At 37.7% G+C, this 20917-nt stretch carries 21 protein-coding genes; 10 read left to right on the forward strand and 11 right to left on the reverse strand.

Annotated elements, in window-relative coordinates; all coding sequences use genetic code 11:
• Window positions 1–124 precede the first annotated feature (124 nt).
• Both D5018_RS11780 and D5018_RS11785 read right to left on the reverse strand, forming a co-directional pair.
• On the reverse strand, window positions 125–1060 hold the full coding sequence (locus D5018_RS11780) for a PKD domain-containing protein (protein WP_121839207.1): 936 nt from the start codon (window positions 1058–1060) through the stop codon (window positions 125–127).
• 289 nt (window positions 1061–1349) lie between these two features.
• Window positions 1350–1577 carry a DUF2375 family protein gene (locus D5018_RS11785; protein WP_121839208.1) on the reverse strand — a complete coding sequence of 76 codons (228 nt, stop codon included), beginning with the start codon at window positions 1575–1577 and terminating at the stop codon, window positions 1350–1352.
• Between the two features lie 1051 nt (window positions 1578–2628).
• Here D5018_RS11785 and D5018_RS11790 point away from each other — a divergent pair.
• Window positions 2629–3084, forward strand: a complete 456-nt coding sequence (locus tag D5018_RS11790; RefSeq protein WP_121839209.1) for a hypothetical protein — start codon at window positions 2629–2631, stop codon at window positions 3082–3084.
• A gap of 307 nt (window positions 3085–3391) precedes the next feature.
• Here D5018_RS11790 and D5018_RS11795 read toward each other — a convergent pair whose 3' ends face one another.
• The 4 genes from D5018_RS11795 to D5018_RS11810 are packed head-to-tail and all read right to left on the reverse strand — an operon-like array spanning window position 3392 to window position 7690.
• Window positions 3392–4576, reverse strand: coding sequence for a site-specific integrase (locus D5018_RS11795; RefSeq protein ID WP_121839210.1), 1185 nt, complete (start codon window positions 4574–4576; stop codon window positions 3392–3394).
• A complete protein-coding gene (locus tag D5018_RS11800) occupies window positions 4576–4785 on the reverse strand; it encodes a hypothetical protein (RefSeq protein WP_121839211.1) in 210 nt (69 codons plus the stop codon). Before D5018_RS11800 ends, D5018_RS11795 begins: the two co-directional genes overlap by 1 nt.
• Window positions 4782–7460, reverse strand: a complete 2679-nt coding sequence (locus tag D5018_RS11805) for a toprim domain-containing protein (protein WP_121839212.1) — start codon at window positions 7458–7460, stop codon at window positions 4782–4784. Before D5018_RS11805 ends, D5018_RS11800 begins: the two co-directional genes overlap by 4 nt.
• A 32-nt stretch (window positions 7461–7492) precedes the next feature.
• A complete protein-coding gene (locus D5018_RS11810) occupies window positions 7493–7690 on the reverse strand; it encodes a hypothetical protein (RefSeq protein ID WP_121839213.1) in 198 nt (65 codons plus the stop codon).
• 312 nt (window positions 7691–8002) lie between these two features.
• Between D5018_RS11810 and D5018_RS11815 the strand changes: the two genes are divergently transcribed.
• The 4 genes from D5018_RS11815 to D5018_RS11830 are packed head-to-tail and all read left to right on the forward strand — an operon-like array spanning window position 8003 to window position 11731.
• The gene (locus tag D5018_RS11815; RefSeq protein ID WP_121839214.1) at window positions 8003–9286 is read left to right on the forward strand and encodes an MFS transporter; all 1284 of its coding nucleotides are present in this window, start codon (window positions 8003–8005) and stop codon (window positions 9284–9286) included.
• A 27-nt stretch (window positions 9287–9313) separates the two neighbouring features.
• A complete protein-coding gene (locus D5018_RS11820) occupies window positions 9314–10240 on the forward strand; it encodes a LysR family transcriptional regulator (RefSeq protein ID WP_121839215.1) in 927 nt (308 codons plus the stop codon).
• Window positions 10241–10247: 7 nt separating this feature from the next.
• Complete coding sequence (locus D5018_RS11825; protein ID WP_121839216.1) at window positions 10248–10937, forward strand: SAM-dependent methyltransferase; 690 nt, start codon at window positions 10248–10250, stop codon at window positions 10935–10937.
• 5 nt (window positions 10938–10942) lie between these two features.
• Entirely contained in the window at window positions 10943–11731 is a 789-nt protein-coding gene (locus tag D5018_RS11830; protein ID WP_121839217.1) for an alpha/beta fold hydrolase, read from the forward strand.
• A 51-nt stretch (window positions 11732–11782) separates the two neighbouring features.
• On the opposite strand, the gene D5018_RS11835 is transcribed toward D5018_RS11830, so the two are convergent.
• The 3 genes from D5018_RS11835 to D5018_RS11845 all read right to left on the reverse strand — a co-directional run bounded on the left by D5018_RS11835 (window position 11783) and on the right by D5018_RS11845 (window position 13985).
• The gene (locus tag D5018_RS11835; RefSeq protein ID WP_121839218.1) at window positions 11783–12034 is read right to left on the reverse strand and encodes a hypothetical protein; all 252 of its coding nucleotides are present in this window, start codon (window positions 12032–12034) and stop codon (window positions 11783–11785) included.
• 55 nt (window positions 12035–12089) lie between these two features.
• Entirely contained in the window at window positions 12090–12566 is a 477-nt protein-coding gene (locus D5018_RS11840) for a hypothetical protein (RefSeq protein ID WP_121839219.1), read from the reverse strand.
• Between the two features lie 144 nt (window positions 12567–12710).
• A complete protein-coding gene (locus tag D5018_RS11845; RefSeq protein ID WP_121839220.1) occupies window positions 12711–13985 on the reverse strand; it encodes an MFS transporter in 1275 nt (424 codons plus the stop codon).
• Between the two features lie 302 nt (window positions 13986–14287).
• Here D5018_RS11845 and D5018_RS11850 point away from each other — a divergent pair, with 302 nt between their 5' ends.
• Complete coding sequence (locus D5018_RS11850) at window positions 14288–14803, forward strand: hypothetical protein (RefSeq protein WP_121839221.1); 516 nt, start codon at window positions 14288–14290, stop codon at window positions 14801–14803.
• A 112-nt stretch (window positions 14804–14915) separates the two neighbouring features.
• On the forward strand, window positions 14916–15203 hold the full coding sequence (locus tag D5018_RS11855; RefSeq protein ID WP_121839222.1) for a hypothetical protein: 288 nt from the start codon (window positions 14916–14918) through the stop codon (window positions 15201–15203).
• Between the two features lie 43 nt (window positions 15204–15246).
• Here the strand turns inward: D5018_RS11855 and D5018_RS11860 are convergent, their stop codons facing one another.
• Window positions 15247–15882 carry a LexA family protein gene (locus D5018_RS11860; RefSeq protein WP_165905050.1) on the reverse strand — a complete coding sequence of 212 codons (636 nt, stop codon included), beginning with the start codon at window positions 15880–15882 and terminating at the stop codon, window positions 15247–15249.
• Window positions 15883–16324: 442 nt separating this feature from the next.
• On the opposite strand from D5018_RS11860, the gene D5018_RS11865 reads away from it, so the two are divergent.
• The 3 genes from D5018_RS11865 to D5018_RS11875 all read left to right on the forward strand — a co-directional run bounded on the left by D5018_RS11865 (window position 16325) and on the right by D5018_RS11875 (window position 19686).
• Window positions 16325–16855, forward strand: a complete 531-nt coding sequence (locus D5018_RS11865) for a plasmid mobilization protein (protein ID WP_121839224.1) — start codon at window positions 16325–16327, stop codon at window positions 16853–16855.
• Entirely contained in the window at window positions 16836–17474 is a 639-nt protein-coding gene (locus D5018_RS11870; RefSeq protein WP_121839225.1) for a relaxase/mobilization nuclease domain-containing protein, read from the forward strand. The genes D5018_RS11865 and D5018_RS11870 overlap by 20 nt, the downstream gene beginning before the upstream one ends.
• A 214-nt stretch (window positions 17475–17688) precedes the next feature.
• On the forward strand, window positions 17689–19686 hold the full coding sequence (locus D5018_RS11875) for a hypothetical protein (protein WP_121839226.1): 1998 nt from the start codon (window positions 17689–17691) through the stop codon (window positions 19684–19686).
• A gap of 225 nt (window positions 19687–19911) precedes the next feature.
• Here D5018_RS11875 and D5018_RS11880 read toward each other — a convergent pair whose 3' ends face one another.
• Window positions 19912–20910 carry an ArdC family protein gene (locus D5018_RS11880; protein ID WP_121839227.1) on the reverse strand — a complete coding sequence of 333 codons (999 nt, stop codon included), beginning with the start codon at window positions 20908–20910 and terminating at the stop codon, window positions 19912–19914.
• Window positions 20911–20917: the final 7 nt, after the last annotated feature.

Below are 20917 nucleotides of genomic sequence, written 5' to 3' on the forward strand. Positions count from 1 at the left end.
TTCATGATAACTCTCTAAATTGAGATAAAGCTGTTTTTAGGGTACTAAAGTCTAAAATGAAAATTTATGAGGAACTGCAAAATTCTTAGAAGTTTTGTGATTTAAAAAACTTTTAGTCGGCTACTTAATGACTGGCTTTATCTAAATTATTAACGAGTTCAAGCGTATCATTGGTTCCTTCAGGAAGTTTAAAATTTGGGTTTTGATTTGAATAATCTATAACCAATTTGATCGCTGTTGAGAGGGGCAAAATTAGTGAAGCATCAATTTCATTACTAGCGTTATTAAATGCATCTACAGTGGTTAATTCTTTCCCTTCGTTGTTATTTTGTATTAGAGCGCCAATAGCTGTTGTTACATTGGTGATATTTACTGCAAAGAGTTCATTTTTTTTAAGTGTTCCGTCATCACCTGCTGACTTAATAGCACTATCTAAGCTTCCGAGGTAAGATATTAGTTTTACAGGACTGCCAGATTCGACTCCTGTTGCTGTTATTTTAATTAAATCACCAAGGTGAGAATCATCTAATGAAATTGGCAGGGAATAATTGCCGTCTTTATCAGCTTGTCCTTCAATCACTTTGTCATTAATTATGGCTTTCAGCTTCGCATTAGCAATAGGTCCATCCAGAACTTTACCCATTAAAGTTACTTTGACCATTTTTGCTTTTACTAAAACTCTACCTGTTGCTGAAGTCTTCGCCCCTTTATTATCGGTAACAGTGACCTTAAATGATAGCTCAGTGTCTTCAGTTACAATAGGAGTACTCAAGGCTAAGCTTTTTGATTTTGTATCTTTCAGTTCAACATTAGGACCAGAAACTTGTTCCCATAAATAAGAAGTGATGCTTCCGTCTGGATCACTTGCATCAGCACTAACATTGGTTGCGGTGTTTTCAGGAACAGAAATATCGTCTATAGATACTATGGGGGGCTTATTCGCAAGTGGTTTTGGCTCTTGCTTGTTATCAGCCCCCCCACACCCCACAAGCAAACTTAATATTACAATGCTTAATGCAGTGTTATTTACCGTAACAGTTTTAAATTTTGATAAATCCATTTAAAAATCCTTTTATTTCCGAACTTAACCCCCCGCCTGAAAAACGGGGATTACTTTAGCTGTATACATTTTAAACAGACTCATATAATTTCGTCTAGCCCATAGTCTGAAATACTGTAGTAGGGAAAACAAAGTTTCATATTGATTCGCTCTTAAAGTTGTGTTCATAAAAGAGGTGGAGTTATAAGAGTCATGCAGAACGAAACACGGTATGGGGCAAAAGCTTGATAGCGGAAAGGAAGTTCTTACAAATATGATGAACAGTGATTTCTAATTGGTTGAGTATATATCAATCCTTTTCCGCCCTTTCTCCTAGAAAATTCAAAAGTTGCACTTCACCCTCAAGAACAGCAATGATTATCTTGTTTGATTTGAAGCTGTCCGGCAACTTGACTCTATAACCTTGCTTTTGATACGGAAGGTTTTTAAGAGTTTCTGCCTTGATCTCAAGATTGGCCAGTTCTGAGTAATAAAGCACCGTTACTGTTTTAGTCTTCAATTTTTTATCTCTATCCATGAGAACAATTATTATTTACTTTTACTAAAAAACCTGACTAGAGCAATAGGTTAAAGTTTGATCGGTTGTTAATTGTACTTTTTCTTCGAATCGTTGCTCTTGGCATTCAAATGAGAGGAAGGTTGTTGGTTATTGAATGTGTGTGAACTTTTTATGGGGTAACAGGGGTGATCAAATATTCTGTGCAGTCATAATGGACTGAAAATAAAGAATTTATGTCATAACCTCTAAAAGGTGATGTGCAGTTACCCTAAAGGTGATCTTATTGATATTCATAGATTTTATATTTTACAGATATTATGTGTAGTAGGGTGATCTGATTACCTATATATTACCCTCAAGATTACCCTAAACTAATTGGCTAACAAGCTTAAAAAGCCAATCAAATCAGAAGATTACGTAAAGTGGTTAAATTCAATCACCCTAGTTACCCGAAGTCTATGATTTTCGAAAAGGAATCCGTCTAGATAGGAATATTCAGGCTTCGTATCTAAAATTTCGTGTAAGTTTCGAACTAATAGAGTTCATACCTTTTGAGAAAATTTACGTTGATGAAAGAGATAGGAGGGTGTAAGTTACAAATGAAGTTGCGCAAAACTGGCTGCTAACTGTTTGATTTATGAAATGTCTTATTTGTCGATTTTAACAAGTTTTTCTCTGAAAATTTTATATTGTTTTACTTTATTTTCAGTGTGTTACACGCCACGGCTAGAAATCATGGGGTGTCAGGGGTCGGAGGTTCGAATCCTCTCATTCCGACCATTTTTCTTCTTGTTTTATAAGCAAAAAATCCATCATACCGTACTCGTGATTTTTAAAATGCGCGAGATTTGCGCGAGATTCGCGCGACGCCTTATCGAGTTTTAGACCTTTTTCTTTTCCTGAGCGTGCTGATATATATTGAGTTTGTTATAATACTTCGTTGATTATTTTGATTATTAATTCATATCTCGATTGCAGTTATCCAGAAAATTTTTTTCGTTCCACTTTACTTTTAATAAGTTGTTGAATTTCTGATTTAGATGTAATCAAGTAAGTGTAGGTTTTTGTTTTGAAAATACTTTTTGATCTAGGTGTAAATTTCTTATTAGTCATAATTTTTACTTTTCTATTTACTGATTTTTTTACAGGAAAGGTGAGTAACTATCCAGTGAAGTATTACAATGTACATTTTATTAATAATGACTCTGGAGGCAGAAGTGGCAGTGTTTCTATCTTTAAAGATATTAAGACGGGCTCTAGAGTAGTTGTTACCAACAACTTGTATTTGTCTGATGTTTCGGATTTACATGGCAGTGACAATGTTCGAATCGGTGTTTTGTGCCCTCCAACCTTTATTAAGTCTCGATGTGAGCTTGCATATGTGTCTGAAGGCGGGAAAACCATTATAAGCCTTAGCGAAACAGTCGAAACTCTTTCTGATATAAAGAATGAAAGCGATTTCATCTATATTCTTTGTTTTTTCATATATTTATTGGCCTATCTTTATGGGAAAAGAATACTTTAACCATTTTCTCCTTAGGGCTGGTAAGCATTGAAAGTGAAGCTGTACTTTTGTGAAATTGTCGTGGAGTGATCATCTTGTATAAATTTGAATAGCCCTAAGAATTTCATTTTAAGTTTTGTCAATCTGTCTGCCTAATCGAACCTCCACAATCTTATCGAAAAAAGGTAACCTTGGTTTCACCATCTACAAAACAGCCCTAACCATTTGAGCAAACAATACAAATCTCAAATGCCCAAAAGTAACTTTTTAGGTAACCAATAAGGAACCAAGTTACTTTTTGCTTTTGTGTCCAATACCCGTTCCAACATCACTTAACTTTAATTTCAGCAAAGGGCACTTCAACCCATTGAACATGATTTTCAGTGTAGATTTTGGTGCTTTTGGCATCGGTGTGCGCCATGCGTGATTGTGGATCGATACCTTGCTTATCAAACAAGTGTGCGGCTAAGGCTCTGATCTCATGGAATGTTGGACGTTGTGATAGCGTGAGGTGATCACAGCAGCCGACTTGATCACGAACTTTAGAAAAAGAACGGCTGATGTAGTCAGGTGCAACTTGGGTTAAGTGTGATACTTCTTTACTGAGCGTGTTACTGCAGCGCTCAGGTAAACGGTGAACAACAAAGTTACTGATCAAACTGTCACGGCTACGATCAATAATTAGCTTTAACGTATCACCAATGGGTATGGCGACATGTGCCGCTTCTTTATGTTGTACTTTTTGCCTGTGAATATAGAGCTTGCCATAGACCAGACCGCTAGCAGTCAGTTCTGGCTTTTTAAACCAATAACAGCCACAGGTTTTGGAGTCAGGTGTTTTCAGGTTGTAGCGTATGCGTGAGATCTCTAGCCGTGCATGAGTGGTTTGCAAGCTTAAATCCATGGCGGTTTGTAGCCATAATGGTGCTGCTGCATGGATCTCGTGATACCAATCTAACTTTAATCGCTGGCGTTTCTTCTCATTGAGACGTTTTCGCTTTTTAAATGAAGCGGGATTCACCGTCATTAAGCTTTCGTCAATGGCGTAAGAAAACAGCTTTTTAAGCCATGCTACCTTGCGGTTCTGAACATTGGGGCTGGCTTCTGGGTGATATTCTGCAAGGTAGTCGTTAACGTGTTGCAAGCTGATCTCAGATGCTGGCACATTGATGAAGAACTCTTTAACTCTGAGTGCATCTTTTTCCATGGTACGTTTAAAATCATCAGATGGCTGTTCTTCTTTAAAAATCCGTTTTAATAGTCCATCCACATGATGACCAAAGTAGCTTTCTGTTTCACTGTCAGCATTAAGCAGCTTATCAACCGTGATGCCCACTTTAGGTCGAGCAATACGGTTGTATTCTTTAGCAACAGAAATGGCGACTTCTCTGTCTTTTCCTAACTGCTTGTAGCGACCGTCAACTAATTTAATGCGATAACTACCACGTCGAGCATCATAGTACACATGCTCTGGTAAATGTTTAGTTAGCTTACGTTTGCGAACATCAGCCATTACGCCCTCAACAATGCACTCACATCATCTGAAACTTTTGACATCATTCCGGCTCTTTCGTTGGCAAAGACGTAAGCTTTGCCATCGATAAAGCGTCCCTCAATAATGCCAGATTTTATCCAGCTACGGATAGTTTTTGCTGTTGGCATAGAGCCTTGATCAAATTCTCGTTTTGCCCATGCAGAAGCGCGCATAAGTTTATGGTTCATAGTAAATCTCCTCGTTGAAATACCCAACATTTCACACAGTTCGATTTTTTCATGGTTGGGAATGATTGATTTAAGCGATGGTTCACCGCACTGTTTACGGTTTTTTGTCCTATAAAGGAATGTATACGGCTTATTTTTAATAGCCTTTTTAGCTCACTAAGCAGCGGTATATGTTGTTTTCTTGCCGCAGCGGCTTCAGCAAATTGGTTCAGATTGATGGCGATAAGCTGCGGATCTCTTGCGTGATTAACAGAATTAACTTGCTCTGATTCTAAAAACTCATAAACGTCCCAAAACAATTGCAGTTGAGGGTGATCACGACTGGTCGCTTGCTGTCTTTCTTTCGCTATGGCTTCAAGTAACTGTTGAGTTTCTTCTACTTGCCATTGAGGGAGCTGAAATATGATTGCCATGGCTTCCATTAGTGAGCAGAGTTGAGCATGATTTTTAGCAATGCGATTACTGCGAATATTGCACTCTTGTTTCAGCCGCTTTCGATGCAAAGGCATTCTTTCTTTAACGATAGAAAGAACCTGATCTTCATTCAAAATGGCTTTGAGCATAAATCCTGATACTTGCTCGATTTCAGCTGACTCTAACCACTCAGCCGCTTCAAGGCTTTCAGCAGTTTGGCTTTTGCTATCAACAGATAGTTTTACAATCCGCTGCAATATGGCTTTGTCGGCTTGAACATCAAAGTTTTGCTCAATAAGAATGGCACCACGAAATTTAGGGTTACGAGTTTCATTGTCGTTACTTTTTATTCCACGAGTGCAAGTAGGTCGCCCGTTGTACAGCATTTTAAATTCTTCCCAATCAAAGCGAGCAAACTTGGAATCTTTAGCGGGATCTCTTTCAGCTTCACTGATCACCAAAGGAAGATTGCCCACTTGCGCTAATGTTCTTGCTCTACCTGATGGTGTGGCATTGTTGGGATCAAAGCCCTCGTAATCTGAGCGGCCACAACACTTCCATAAAAACTCAATAAGAGTGGTTTTACCGCCACCGGGTTCACCCGATAACTCGAAGAAGCAGTAAGTTTTTTGTAGTTTTCGGATCTGCTCAGCAAACAAACTGCCAAACCAAAACACCAGAGTGACAAATGCCTTTGCTCCAAAGGCTTGCCATAGCTTGTTAAAACAGTCTGAATTGAACTGCTCAAGGTCGGTATTAATATTTAGTTGTAGTGAGTAAATGGATTTAACAGTGAGCGGTGGAATGTCGAAATACTCATCTTCATTGAGGTGATAAATCCGTCCTTTTTTAACGGCAATATCATTAAAAATATAAGACTCGTGTTCAACGCTGTAGCCCATGTAATCGAGAGCTTGAACTTGCTTGATGTCATAAAGCTGCTTTTCTACTAAATGATCCAACTGGTGCGTATTTCCTCGAAAAATCGCACCTGATGCTACCGTTAATAAGCGCCTTTTAAACTCATAGCTGGAGCTGAGTTGGCAGCCTGAAAACGTCGTTTTAATCGAATAATTTTGGTGAGGAAAGTCAATTCGAAAGGCATAGCGAACTTCTTTGGTATCGTTGATTTGATATGAATAAAGCGCTTTAGGAAAGCACTTGGCTAGCATTTTTATTTTGCTGGATTCTCTCATTGCCTGAGCCTTTTTTTCAGCCTGATTACTTTTATTCGAATCATTATCTGATAGCTGTTCTTCTACCTTACGGCAGTTTTTCACATCAATGGTGAACCAGTACAAAGAGCAATTAAAATCAAAAGTAAATTCGGTATAGCTCTGCTTTTGATAAATCAATAACGCCTTATCCATTGCTGATCTTGCGACCAATAATTTGCCTAGGTGTCGGTAATGCTCAAGATGTTCAGCAGTCAATTTTTCTCTTAGCAGCAACTCATTCCAATCGAGCTTTATTTTGGCTGTGTAGGGTTGAGCTGCTGTGGCTTGCCAACCAAGTTTTCTAGCTCTATCAACAAATTTTTGAGTAAAGGATTCACCTGCATTACCCGTATCAAAGGCGAAGACTAAAGTAGGTTTGGGCTTACCAGCTAGTAACACCTCAAGATGTTGGAGTGCTTTTTCAGGAAAATTGTTACAGCTCATGGTGCTAACGGCAGTTAAGCCGGAATGGAGTAGGGCGATGGCATCAAATATTCCCTCAGTTAGCCATAACTCTTGCGGTAGGGTATCGACGCAAAAATTGGGTGCTTGCCACCATTCTCCTTGGTACTTGCCTTTAAATACCGCTTTTTTACTACCAAAACGATCAGGTTTATCAATTAACCTTTCCCAAGTGGTGCCATTGGTTAATGTGAATTTGACCGTAGAACTACTAAAGCCAGTAGTTTTATCAGTATAAAAACCTTGTTGATACCAACCTTTGATAAGGTTGAGTGTGAAACCTCGTCCGTATTTTAAGTAAGCATTAGCGGTATCAGTTGAACCATGATTTTCATCGTTGACAGGAAAGCGTTCGCTCCAAGAGTTAAATAGATCAGGATAAAGCTGTTTGATATGCAGTTCATGTCCGCATTTGTTTAATCGTCCACAGCGAAGTAACCAAGGTTCATTTTTAGAGGTGTAAAGCTCTCTTTTACCGCAGTTAGGACAAATGCCTTGTTGTAAAAAGTCGGTACTTTGCTTTTTGAAATCAAAGTCTCTCGGTAATCGGCGTAACACTTCTTGATATAACTCTGGATACATCTCAATACTCCACAGCTAACGATGAATGAAAATTACAACTTTGATTGTAAAAACAATTCAACTTTACGGACATCGTATCTAACAAGTCCAATATACTTTCCTTCGGGGCGAGGAAACTCTCTGTGTCTTTTCCAGCGCCACAGTGTTGCTCTATGGATACCAAAGTGATCACATAGCTGAGAATTAGTAAACCAAATTTGCCTGACGATAATTGTTGGTTTTGTTCTCATAAAAAACACCTTTATACAATTTAAGTTGTATTTGGTGGTTAATATGAGTACATGATGACCAATTACTTGTAAAGCCCACTTTTATCTAAAATGACCTCATTTACCCAAAAGTGCGCTAACTACTTGATTTACCGTGTAGAGAATGAGTTTTAGACAGCTTCTATTAAGCTTGTAGAAATTAGCCTTAATACCATCAATCAACGGTAGGTAAGGTATTAAAGCTATTAATCTTTTTGCGTTATTTAGATTAGGTGTTCGATTTAAAACCCACTTTGTCAGGGGCGTAACTCGTATTGTCTTGGTGGTGTTGCCATGGTGACATTTACTAAGTTGAAACCATCAGAATTAAAAGTGGTAGGCATTGCTGCACTTGGTGGCGCATTAGAGTTTTATGACTTCATGATCTTTGTGTTTCTTGCCAATACCGTCAGCCCACAATTCTTCCCTGCTACACAGCATATCAACTCACTATTAGGACTCTTTAGTGCCTTTACTGTTGGGTATCTTGCAAGGCCAATCGGTGGCTTGGTATTCAGTCATTACGGAGATTTACGAGGTCGAAAAAAGGCGTTTTATGTCTCCATTTTATTAATGGCTGTTCCATCTTTGCTGATAGCAATTCTACCTAATTATCAGCACATTGGATTCATAGCACCTGTCATTCTTGTTTTACTGCGCATAATACAAGGGCTAGCTGTAGGCGGTGAAATACCCGGAGCGATAACCTTTACGTTTGAGCATGTAGATGTAAACAAACGAGGTCGAGCAATTGTCATTGTGTTCTTTGCCCTAAGCTTGGCAGTTTTATTTGCTCAAGGTATTACAGCCTTGCTGCATTCATTGTTAACTCAAGAGCAATTTTACCATTGGGGCTGGCGTATAGTCTTTCTAATCGGTGCGATTTTGGGTGTGGTCGGTGGCTATATGAGGAAGAACGTATCGGAAACACCTCTGTTTAACTCAATAAAAAGCCAGCGTAAAGAAAGCTATGTCCCTGCTGCGTATCTATTTAAAAATCATTTACCGCAGCTTGCTCAAGGCTTGTCGATCTTATGCTTGGATGCTGTCAGCATGTTCCTACTGTTTCTTTACATGCCCACCTTTTTAGTGAACTTCAAAGTGCATAATCCAATTCCGGCTGATGAGGTGCATGTAATAAACAGTATCAGCTTAGGTATATTCTCAGTATTTATGCTGCTGTTTGGCTACCTTTCAGATCATCTTGGCAGAAAAAAGCTGATCCTTATCGGCTCGATTCTATTAATTCTCTTACCTTATCCAATGTTTACTATTCTGCTAAGTGGTTCGACTAAAGCGGTATTGGTTTCACTCATTATTCTTGGCGTGTCCTTTTCTTTAGTGGCATCAAGCTATGGTGCAATGTTAGCCGAACTCTTTCCAGCCAAAGTTAGGTACACAGGCGTTGGGCTTGCTTACAATCTTGCCTTTGCTGCGTTTGGTGGAACCACGCCACTCATTGTCACTTACCTGATAAAAGTCACCAAGAACCCTTTAATGCCTGCGTATTACCTAATGCTACTTGCAGTGCTAGGTCTGTTAGGAACATTAACGATAAAGCCAAACAAGCTTTATTGAACCATCTTTTTTAGCCGTGGAGTCATCATGCTTCCTGTAAACGATATGATGCTGTTTGTTGATGTGGTTAAGTACAAAAGCTTTACCGCAGCGGCAGAGAAAAATGAAAAAACGGCAGCGGCTGTCAGTAAACGCATTTCACAGTTAGAAGCTTCTCTAGGTGTTGAGCTGTTAAAGCGCACGACTCGAAACTTAGCACCGACAGAAGCGGGTGAAATTCTCTATCGGCAATGTGCGAATATTCAGTTAGAACTTGGCTCTGTGTGCGATCAAGTCATTGATGTTCACAACAACCCTAAAGGCAAGATCAAGATATCAGCGTTACAAAACTTTAGTAACTTAGTGCTATCCGACATACTGGAAAAGTTCTTAGCTAAGTACAGTGATGTTGAACTTGAAATCACACTCGATGGCGCACTCGGACCTCTACCACCCATAGGTGAATATGATGTTGCCTTTAGATGTGGACGGTTAGAAGATTCATCAGCGATATCAAGATTGGTTTTTACACACGACTATACCGTCTGTGCCAGTCAGTCATACTTGCAGCGAAATGGAACGCCGAAAACCCTCAATGAGCTTACAAAGCACAATTGCCTTGATTGTCATCATGGTATTCAACCAAAGGAAAGAGTTTGGACATTTTTTGATGGTGATGAAGCTTATAATATTCCAGTCAAAACCAATGTGTTCACCAACAATGCTCTCTTTGTAAAACACCTTGCTTTGAGTGGTGTGGCTTTAATCTATGCTCCGACCTTTATAGTTGCCGATGCCATAAATGCTGGCTTGTTAGTACCATTACTGAGTCAGTATAAAACAATCACAAACTCAATCTATCTGATCCACCCTCATACCAACAAGAACTTACCCAAACGAATACGATGCTTTATTGATTTTGTATTCGAGAACTTATCAGTGCCGTCTATACAACGTGACCAACAAGGACGATGAGAAGTTTATGCCTTTTTTACTGGATCATGTATTAATTTGGAGTCGCTCATTTGATGAGTACCAAAAGATATTTTCACTTACTATTGATGACCTAGGTAAAAAGATCTTAGGTTGTGCTGATGGCGCGGCATCATTCAATGTGACAGCAACATCATTAGGGTTTGATGTTACTTCTTGCGATCCCTTGTATGGCTTAGAGCCAAAGGATATCGCTAACAAAATCAGGACATCTTGCGAGTTAATTTATCCCAAAATTGTCAGTTGTGCAGATGATTTCAATTGGAGCTACTTTAAAGATCCTCAAGAGTTAAAGGCCAAACGGCTATTGGCATCAAAGACCTTTTTAGATGATTTTTCGAAAAGTGGAGATAGTGGAAGATACATTAATGCAAAGTTGCCAAGACTGCTGTTCAAGGATAATAGTTTTGACCTAGCACTATGCGGAAACTTCTTATTTTTATACTCAGAAATTTTGTCGACAGACTTTCATATCAATTCAGTATTTGAGTTGATAAGAGTCGCAAAAGAAGTTCGCATCTTTCCGTTGATTGGCAATGATAGAAAAACACCTATACAGCTAAAGCAGGTTCTTAAAGCACTGGATAAGCTGCCCGTTGAATATCGGATTGTTAAGGTCAATTATCACTTTACCAAAGGTGCAGATCAGATGTTGCAAATCAAGAAAAGACTAAGGTGATCCAAATGCCACAAGAAATGCTAGATGAAAGCACAGGCATCAATATTGTCTACCAATACAATCAGAATGCAATTGCTGATATGTGGCTGATACATGGATTCACAGAGTGCAGTGATAGCTTATCGGGAGTATTCGAAACATCAATCACTGAACAACTGAACATATTCATTCCCGATCTCCCCGGATTTGGTAAAAGCCGATTCGAAGAACAATATCGAGATCTAAACAATGTCGTCACTTTGCTTGAGCAACTAATTTCAAAGTATTCAGCAGGTAGAATGCTCATTATCCTAGGTCATTCATTAGGAGCAACCATAGCCACTATTCTTACATCTAAATTAGATAATGCAGTGTTATTTTTGAATGTCGAAGGGATGCTGGTTGAAGACAAAATTAACGCCCGCTCCCTAACCAAAGCTTGCGAGTTCGAGTGCTCAAATATATTTGTCGAATATATGTGTTCTCGATTAAAAGCAGGCACTGAGTCAGATAGGTTTATCAAACGGTATCTGGAAAATGTTAAAAAAGCCGACCCTGATATTATTCATGCTTGGGCAAAATCTTCTACAGAGTTATTAGTCGGAAATGCCATTGATTCTATCTATAGGGATTTGAAGTGTGAAAAGCTATACGTTTATGGCGAGCATAGTATGTCTAGGCTTGAGGTAGCTCATGTTGAAAAGGCTAAGTATAAGAGAGTTATAATTCAAGATTCTGGTCATTGGTCAATGCTGGATCGACCTGAATCGTTTTGGTTAGTTATTAGTGAAGCTGTTTGGGTTTTAATTTGCTGATATTATTGCAAAAAGTAATGATGGTTATTCTCTCTTTTGGAGAATAATATCTTAACCAGCATTAGTACAATCATATTCAGTAGGACATAACTTGTTCGCTATTCTGTCTAGATCTGAAGCAGCGCTAGCCAAGTTTCCATCTATATTATTTAAAATATCCATTTCATTCTTGTGGCTGCCATCGTATCCATTTGAGCCTGAGTTATCACAGGCTGCAACAATAAGAGAAACCAATAAAAAAATGATTACATATAAAGCATGTTTTATCGCTTGAGCTTGTTTGTATGTTATTTGATTAGGCATAAGTTTATTCCAGAAAAAGTCATCACTATCTTGTTATGTTCGGTAGAATGTATTCTCAATGTTTGGGATTATCAGGGGCTTTGCTTAGCCAGTATTGCATTCTTTTTTTTGGATTAATTGATAGTTGGTGACACATATCACCATAATGTTTAGTTAAGAAATCAACTTCAATGTTTGTTGCATTTTCAGCTCCACCAAGATCATCAACACCGCCACTGATATCTTTCATTACTTGTTTTGGTTTTTCATGGCTGAGCATTCCATAAAGTTGTGCGTAATATTTTAAATTTCGATAAACGTCACGACCTAACGACAATGAGGCGGATCTCATGCCTTTTGATATTTCTTTTTGATCTTGGTATTGATTATAAACACCATTCAGATAGCCAATCATGTACGTGCTGTAAACTGCACAATTTAGTGCATCACTGGCTAAGTGCTTAGGGACTTCTTTTTTAGGTATGGCATAAATAGAAATTGAACAGAAAGCCATTGAAACTATAAAGATAAAGTTAGAAATCACCTTTTTCATTAGCTTGGCTCCAAAGCTTCCAAGTTATGTAACTCTGTGGGGACAGCCTTGGATGTATAGCAGAACATATCTTTGTCTTTAAATACTATGTTCTATTCACTTATGCATTAATGATATATCTAAAAGAAATCACGTCGGGCAATATCAAATATTATTTATACTGCTCTTAACAGCGAGCTTCATGCGCAAAACCCAAGACAAACCAAGGCAGATGATCTGAACAACAACTGGCAGCATAAAACTCACTTTATAGCTGCTAGCTAAAGAGAGGTACTGATTTGATAAAGTGACGATTAACCCAATAAGGTATTGGAGCAGAAAAACCGAAGTAAATACCACAACATTCAATGCCGTATTTGCCCTACCGGAATGTGTCTTTTGAAAGTGTTGAGTTAGTGCTGCATAGGATAAATTAAAAATTTGTGATACCAAACTTAACAGTACCCACCATATCCACTCATAACGACCATGCATACTGATAATCATCAGCTCAATAACGATGTAAACGATCACCAGAGCAGCCAATATATTCTCAAGTGGTTTTTGATAAAAGTGGGCAACTCTGGCTATAAAACCAGTCGATAATAGGCTTACGGTCATTGCTATGCCCATTAGCATCAAGTAATCATCAATTGTACTTTGCTTAGCATTTGAAACTGTCTGTAGCCAGTTCTCAATCCAAAGCCCATGAACCGCCATAAAGCTCGGTAAAACACCTGCGGTGATAAGGGCTATCGTCCAAAAGTAGTTAGATTTAAAAATTATGGAGATGCCTTTGAGTTGGCTAGAAAAACTGGATTTTTCAGTAGCAACTTTGCTCTCGGGCACAATGAAAAAGATAATTAAGGTAACAATGAACGCCAATAAGCTAAAGCCGATGTTTAAAGCCTGCCAACCCAAATTCGTTACCAGATAATCAGTGGGAGTGGCTGATAAAAGGATTCCAGCTCCACCAAACGTCATCATGATGCCGTTCAACATCGGGATCTTTTCACTTGGAAACCACTGCACGATCATTTTAAATGCAGCCATTAATCCACCTGACATTCCAATGCCGAGCAAAGCGTGGCCGATAGCGATTACCTCAATGTGATTTGTGATCCCAGATAGCAACAACCCAAGCCCACCGATAACGAATAGGCAAGACTGAACGTTCTTTGCACCATAGTTATCAAGCAATGTGCCTAGCGGGATCTGAAATAGGGCGTAAGCAAGAAAGTAAGTGGCATTTAATAACCCAAGCTCAGATGGATTGGCTTTAGTTAATTGCAGCAGGGTAGGCATTAAAACCGCATTCATTGTTCGAAACAGGCAGCTGAGGATAAAGGCGAGAGCAAACGGTAAAAAAACGATAGCAAAGGCTTTTTTGAAAGTGATGTTTTTAGACTCGTAAGCAGCGTTTAACTTCAATGCTGTCATAACTATTACCTTGTTTTTGTTAAGAGTCTTATTCCGTCAATCACCTTAATCTTGATAACAAACTTAACTAACATAGTTTTCAATGGCTTATAGAACAGTTGGTTTTTATAAATAAATTCATTCAACGAATTAATAGGTTATGAATTAAATCTAGCCATTGTTAGTGAAATTCAGTCAGCTTAAAAGCTAGCGTTCCTTTTAGTCAATGAGCTAGAAATTAATCTTTGGTTAACTTTGATTGTGAAGTGGTAAGAAAAGAGTTAACAGCAGAAACAGAATGGACTCACTATACGAGGTGGTCTATGACTCAAATTATCCAGTTGGCACTATCAACCAGCAGCGTTGATGAAATACTAGAGCAATGGCGAATAACATATCCAAATTTATCGCCTAAACTAACCCTATTTTTAATCGAATACCCAGAAGCCGAAATCCCTCTAAAGCTGTTTGCCTATTACCTTTCTGATGCCATTAGAGTATTCGATGAACCACTGTTTGGGATCTGTTTAGCTCAAGCAATCAAAAGCTGTGAACGTTCAGAACAGCAAGACGATGAACTTGTTTACGATAGATTTTTTGAAGCCTTAACCTACATAGCCGCTGATCTCTTACACAATATAAAAATAGAAGATCTGCAAGGTTCAGAATGGCGAATAGCTGATGGCAATTACTTCACCGATTGGTTTGTATTGAATCCAATAAGGTTAAAACAGCATGAGCTGCGACAGATCTGTATTAAGCCTTTGTATTCAGAAAAACAGACCGTCAGGCGCGCTCAGCAGATGTTAAATAACAAGATGTGTTTGACAATTGAGTAACTCCTAAACTCTGAACGAAACTTGCTTATAACAATGTGTTTTTATGTTTTCGTTATTGGCTTGATAGAGTATTAAAATCTGTTGTGCTGAAGAAAGGTTGGAAGTGAATACTATGTCGCTTAGTGATGAAGCTATCAGGACTTATGTAAAAAACTCATTTGAGTATGGTCTATTTGAGCCATGTAAACGTAAGAGTGAATTAAAAGTAGAGGATAACGTTTTTACAATTCGGACTTCTTGGATTTTTATGAGAGTTACATTCAAGGTAATTCCTCTTGAAAAAGGCACCGAAGCCACTGCTAAGGCAATCGAAAAATTTTTAAACAAACCGTTACCCGGAACACATAAGAAGTCTTTTAAACTTTTTACAAAAAAGGGTAGTTATCAGATTTTGAACTAATTTTTAGCGAATTTCTAAATTAGCTAGCAAATGAAGTAACGCGTTAATAATACTCATAAATAGCTTGCTTAACGACACCTAGCACTTGTCCATCTTCAAACTTGATCAACGGGTAATTTGGATTAAAAGATTTCAAGTAGGTGGCATCAGCTTCATCGACGATTTGCTTAAAACAAGCAGATGATGAGGTTGGTAGTTTAGCGATAACCAAGTCACCCGATTCGTATTCTGATGTGGATTCAACAATGAGAATACAGCCCTCAGAAATACAGCGATGCCCTTGACCTTCCATTCCGTCACCACGAACTTTAATCGCGTAGCCATCCTCACCGACATTGGTACTGGATACTTCCCACCAAGCATCAATCATATCATCTGTGATTTCAGCTTTGTTATGTGACCAATTTATGACTTGCTTGAGCGTTAATAATGGAACACGACGGATAACAGAATCGGTTTTCAGATCTCTTGAGTAAGTTTCACCAATACCTTCCATCAACCATTTAGGGCTAACGCTTAGTTCATTACATATAGGCAAGAAGTAACGAGAATTTTTAGTAATGCCAGTGAGCATACGGCTGATTGCTTGTTGCCTGATCCCAATACGAGATGCAAGTTCAGACTGATTAATACCAGCCTCTTTCATGACAAAATCAAGCCGTTCTGCAAGTGTATTCATACTCAAACCTAACATCATCTAAACAAGTGAAAGTGTAGAAAAATGGATAGCTACTCAAAAAATAGTAAAGATTAAACTTTTGTTTCCCGAATCGAGATAAATTATCACATAACGTGGTAATTCACACATTTAAGAGTCTTAATCTTGGTTTAAGAAAGCTCATTTCACCTGCAGACTTTACTTGCTGGTGGATTGTTTATGTTCTTCACCCAAAAAGAGATAAATACGGTAAAAGTGAAAAGCCCTTTCTAAAAACTAGTGCAGGATTCGCAAAATGATGGCGTTTGCATGCAAACCTGCTGGCGTATGCGCGCAAAGTTGCTGGCATTTGCATGCAACACCATTTTTAGCCTTATTTATCTAAAAAAACGCCTTTCTCGCTCTGTACATTTTTTATTCATGGCGATAAATTAAATCCATGAGTTTCTGAGGGTTGAAGTTTATGCCAAAAACAGAAGTACATTTAGAGCCGGATGAAAAATCCCATTGGCAAGAGTATTGTCGTTCTCACTCAATGAGTGAAGCCCAAATGCTCCGTATGCTCATCAATAAAGCCTCCCCTCTTGCTGCCAATACCGATAACTTCAAAGAGAGCAGAACCAATAAAGTGACCATAAGGCTCGACAGCCAAAATCACAAAAAGCTATCAATGCTCGCCAAAGAAGAAGGCTACTTTTCACAAACTAATTGGGTCACCTCTACTGTACTCGCTCACCTGCATAGATCACCCGTTTTATCAGTAGAGGAAATGCAAGTTTTAAGAGAATCCAACCGCCAATTATCGGCCATAGGTCGCAATCTCAATCAAATAGCCAAAGTGCTGAATATCGAATTTAGAGAGAGTGACAAAATCACCAAAGAAATGATTGAAATGCTCAGTCATAGAATTGATAAGCATAAAGACAAAGTTTATAAATTACTCGACAAAAACCGTACTCGTTGGAGCATTGATCATGAGTCAACTACTGAATGACAGAATATCAGGTTTACTCAATAATGACGTTTGGCACAAGGCCAACCGCATCAAATCTTCAAAACGATATACTCGCAAGCCGCCAGAAGTCATGGTCAAAATCAGCGGCCATTGTAAAAGTGCTGCCCACATCCAAGCCCACTTCGATTACATCAGCCGAAAAGGACAGCTGGAAATAGAAGACGAACAAGGCAACAGTTACCAAGACACCTCTGCCCTACATCAACTCGCCCAAGAATGGGGAGCCGATACAAACAGCAATAAAAAGAATGCCCGTCACAGTACTCACATCGTTCTATCCATGCCTGATGGAACCGAACCTAAAGCTGTTAAAGACGCAGTAAGATCATTTGCTAAAAAGACCTTTGCCCACAATCATCAATACGTTATGGCGTTGCATACAGATACTGATAGCCCTCATGTTCATCTAACGGTTAAGAATTTAGGGTTTGATGGAAAGCGACTGCATGTTCGTAAAGGGTTGCCGCAAGTATGGCGTGAGCGTTTTGCTAAAGAAATGGAAAGGCAAGGTGTTGCAACTGAGGCAACTAGATATTTTAGCTCTTGGCCTTCTTATATCAATAAAACAGAAATTCAAGAGTGTAATTATCTTGAGTAGTAGCAACTCAAAATTATTAAACTCTTGAAGTTTTCTCTATTTTAATACAATCTACTGTGTAAGAGTGGAAATTCATAATAGCCTGAATTTTTTACGATCATAGTCAGACGAAATAGCCTGACCTCTGGATTTTAAATAAATAATAATCAGTCAATTCTGTTATGGATTTCTAATGGGATGACCTTTATTAAAACTTGTATTTTATGATGTATTTATGGATGATTTAAACAGCATTAAAAGATTGATTTCAAAATTAAAACCGATTGAGACCTTAGGGGTTCTAGCTATTTACTCTGGCGTGTTTCGAAAAAAGAAATTGCAAATTACTGAACCTGGTCTGGAATTAATTCAATACCTATTTTTAACAACCAAACAAGTTAAATCACCACAACTACCAAGTAGTGAACAGATAATTAAACTTATTGATTATTCAAATTGTGTTCTAGAAAGCTTCGTGAGCAATCGAGCACAAGATGTTATAGAACATAAAAATACCAATTTAAAAATGGCTGCAGAGCTTGCTCGATTAGGAGCCCAAAACTATAGAAACTGGAGCTACACCTCTGAAACCATTGAAATAATTAGTGAAATGATAAATCCTATTAGTGATTATGTAAATAAACAATCAGGTTACAATTTAGAGGGCTTATCGATTATAGTTAAACATATATTCACTAGAAATATAGGTGAAACACACTTTTTTTCAGACCTGAAAGAAAATCACCTAGATGATTTATCCGAAGATGAATTCATTAATTTGATATTACTAGATGAAAATCTATATCGGCTAATAAATAGGTATTGGCTAGATTTAAATTTACTATCTAAAAATTCAAAGGTAAACAAAGAAGAATTAGTAAAATTAGCTGATGCTCTTTCCTTCTGCTTTGATGGTAATTTAATGTCGCTAGAAGATGTTTACAATAAAAACATAATAACATTAAAACCATTTGTAAAAGTATCTCAAGATAATTATGTTTTGTTTTCTATTACAGCTATAAATAGCTTTTACATGGAAATTATAGGTGATCTAGTTAGCGGTGAAAGAAAATCACTTGAGTGCTTCAATAGACGAAGATCTAAATATATTGAATTAAAAACATTTGAAGTTTTTAAAAAATATTTTCCATCATGTGAAGTTTATAATGATTTTCACATTGATAATATGAGCAGCAATCAAAAAGATATCATAGTTAAGTTTGGTGATATTATTATTCTTATTGAAGTTAAGTCGAATGGAATAAATAAAGGCGTAAGAAACTCAGGTGTTTTATCATTAAAAAAATTTTTGGATGATACAATTGTATCTGCTCATCACCAAACTTTAGAGTTAAAAAATAAAATAGAAAATCAATCAATTGTCAGGTTAGCCGATACTAAAGATATTCGGTTCATAATAGATCCTTTGAAGACAAGAAAAATATATAGACTAGTTGTATTATTTAGAGAGCTAGGTGGGCTTCATACTAATCTTAGAAACTTTAAAGAGCTAACTGGTGATCTAGGAAATGATATTTCTGTGATTACTTTGACTGATCTTATGGTTGTGTTTGATATTTTATCCAGCCAATCTGAAAGACTTGACTATTTACTACAAAGGTTAAAATTAGAATCAAATGTAGATTACATAGGAGATGAAGTTGATTTACTAGGATATTATTTATTGAATAGATTCGACATTGATTTTAGTAAGTATCAAGGAAAAAAAGTTAAATTTGAAGGATATAGTGAAAGTATAGATAGATATAAGTCATCAGCCCTTACAAGTTCAAAATTAGAAAAACCGAGATTTGAGATTTCACCATACTGGAAAAAATTAATTGCAGAAATTGAACATAGTCTTGGAGTAAATTCTAGACCGATTATCAGCCAGTTATATCGCTTTAATGTCTCTGATCAATTAAAACTCTATGATGAGTTTAAATTAATATTTACTGATGTAAAGTTTCATATAGATCCTCAGCATTATCAATGTATTGATGTTGTTGACGAAAAATCTAGAGTGTTAATTCGTTTTATTGCTATTAAATTTGAAAAAATGTCCTCATTCAAAGAAAGTGAAAAAATGATAGAACAAGTTCGTTGTCAAAGTTATTCTAAAATTTTTGTTTTGTATTTAAATTCAATGAAAAATGGTGAATATGCTGGAGGGATTGCATTGTCAACCAAAAATAATAAAAAACGAAAGACCAAACCATTGATAATTAAATAAAATTTAATATGTTGATTAAGTCTATTTTTTAGATAAAGATCACTAGGTTTTAACATTTACTGTGGATTTAATTGATGGAAATATGCTACATCTTTTCGTATTAAAGCCATACATACGAGATTAAAATAAATACTCTCCACAGCAATCTGCGGGGAACTGAACCCTAAGAGATTAAATCACATGATTGAAGTTTGATTTAAAACACGTTTAAATTTAGATTGAAATTCAACCAAATTCAGATTCAATATGTTGTGCATGCTTTGTCTCTTTGATAAGAACATTATTTTTTTTATTATCTCTGGTTGTTACCGTTTTACTAGCATTTTTTTCATACTCCAACCTCATCAAAAACTGCTGAATTTTCTCTGCATCTCTTGAGGTTCTTAGGATTTCTTTGGGATCATCTTGTAAGACTTTAATCCACGCATCAACATAAGCAGCATGCTGCCCGAAATCATGGCCGATTTGAAGTTCATCACCGATCATGAGTGAGGCTATTTCGGCTCTGAGTTCTTCTTTGGCATAGGACTCGTCACCGAAGCGGCCTGTCATATCTCTAGCTAATCGGCTGGAGTGGCCTGTGCTATGGGCTGTTTCATGAAAAATGGTCGCCAGATAGCGGTCTGCTGTTTCGAATTGAGCTTTGGCAGGTAAATGAATGCTATCGGTTGAAGGGCTGTAATATGCGTTATCGAACTGATCATGATGAATAGCCACACCGACATTATTCAGTATTTTCTCAGCTCGTTGGTGACGTTGCCAGTCGGGTTCTGTTTTGATTTCCAGCTCTGGTAAGCCTTCTATCTGGGCTGCATTGCAAACCACAGCACTGAATACTCTTGGCCTTTCTAACTTAACGGTTTGTTTTAGTGGCTTACCGTCAGCACTTAAGATCTTCTTGCCGTTGTTGTCGGTTTTATCTACCTTGTCGAACAGCTTCCAATATTGGACTATGGTGCCGTGTTGCCCTTTCATCACCTTGGCATCAAGGCTGTTTGCTTGCTTAAAGGTCATCCTCCTTGGATCTTCACGACCTTGCATGGCTAACCATATCGCATTTGAGCCTTTGTATTTAGTTCCGCTAACTGGATTGTGTGGCATTCTTGGTTCGCCCGACTTCCACGGTAATTGCCACGGTGCAGTCCCTTGTTTGAGTTGTTCAATCAGTTTGTTGGCTATTTGTTCATGATACGGGACTTTGTTCTTGGTTGATGATTGCGACATGGTTTAC

Origin of the sequence: Parashewanella curva (assembly GCF_003675895.1) — a bacterium.
Lineage (GTDB): Bacteria > Pseudomonadota > Gammaproteobacteria > Enterobacterales > Shewanellaceae > Parashewanella > Parashewanella curva.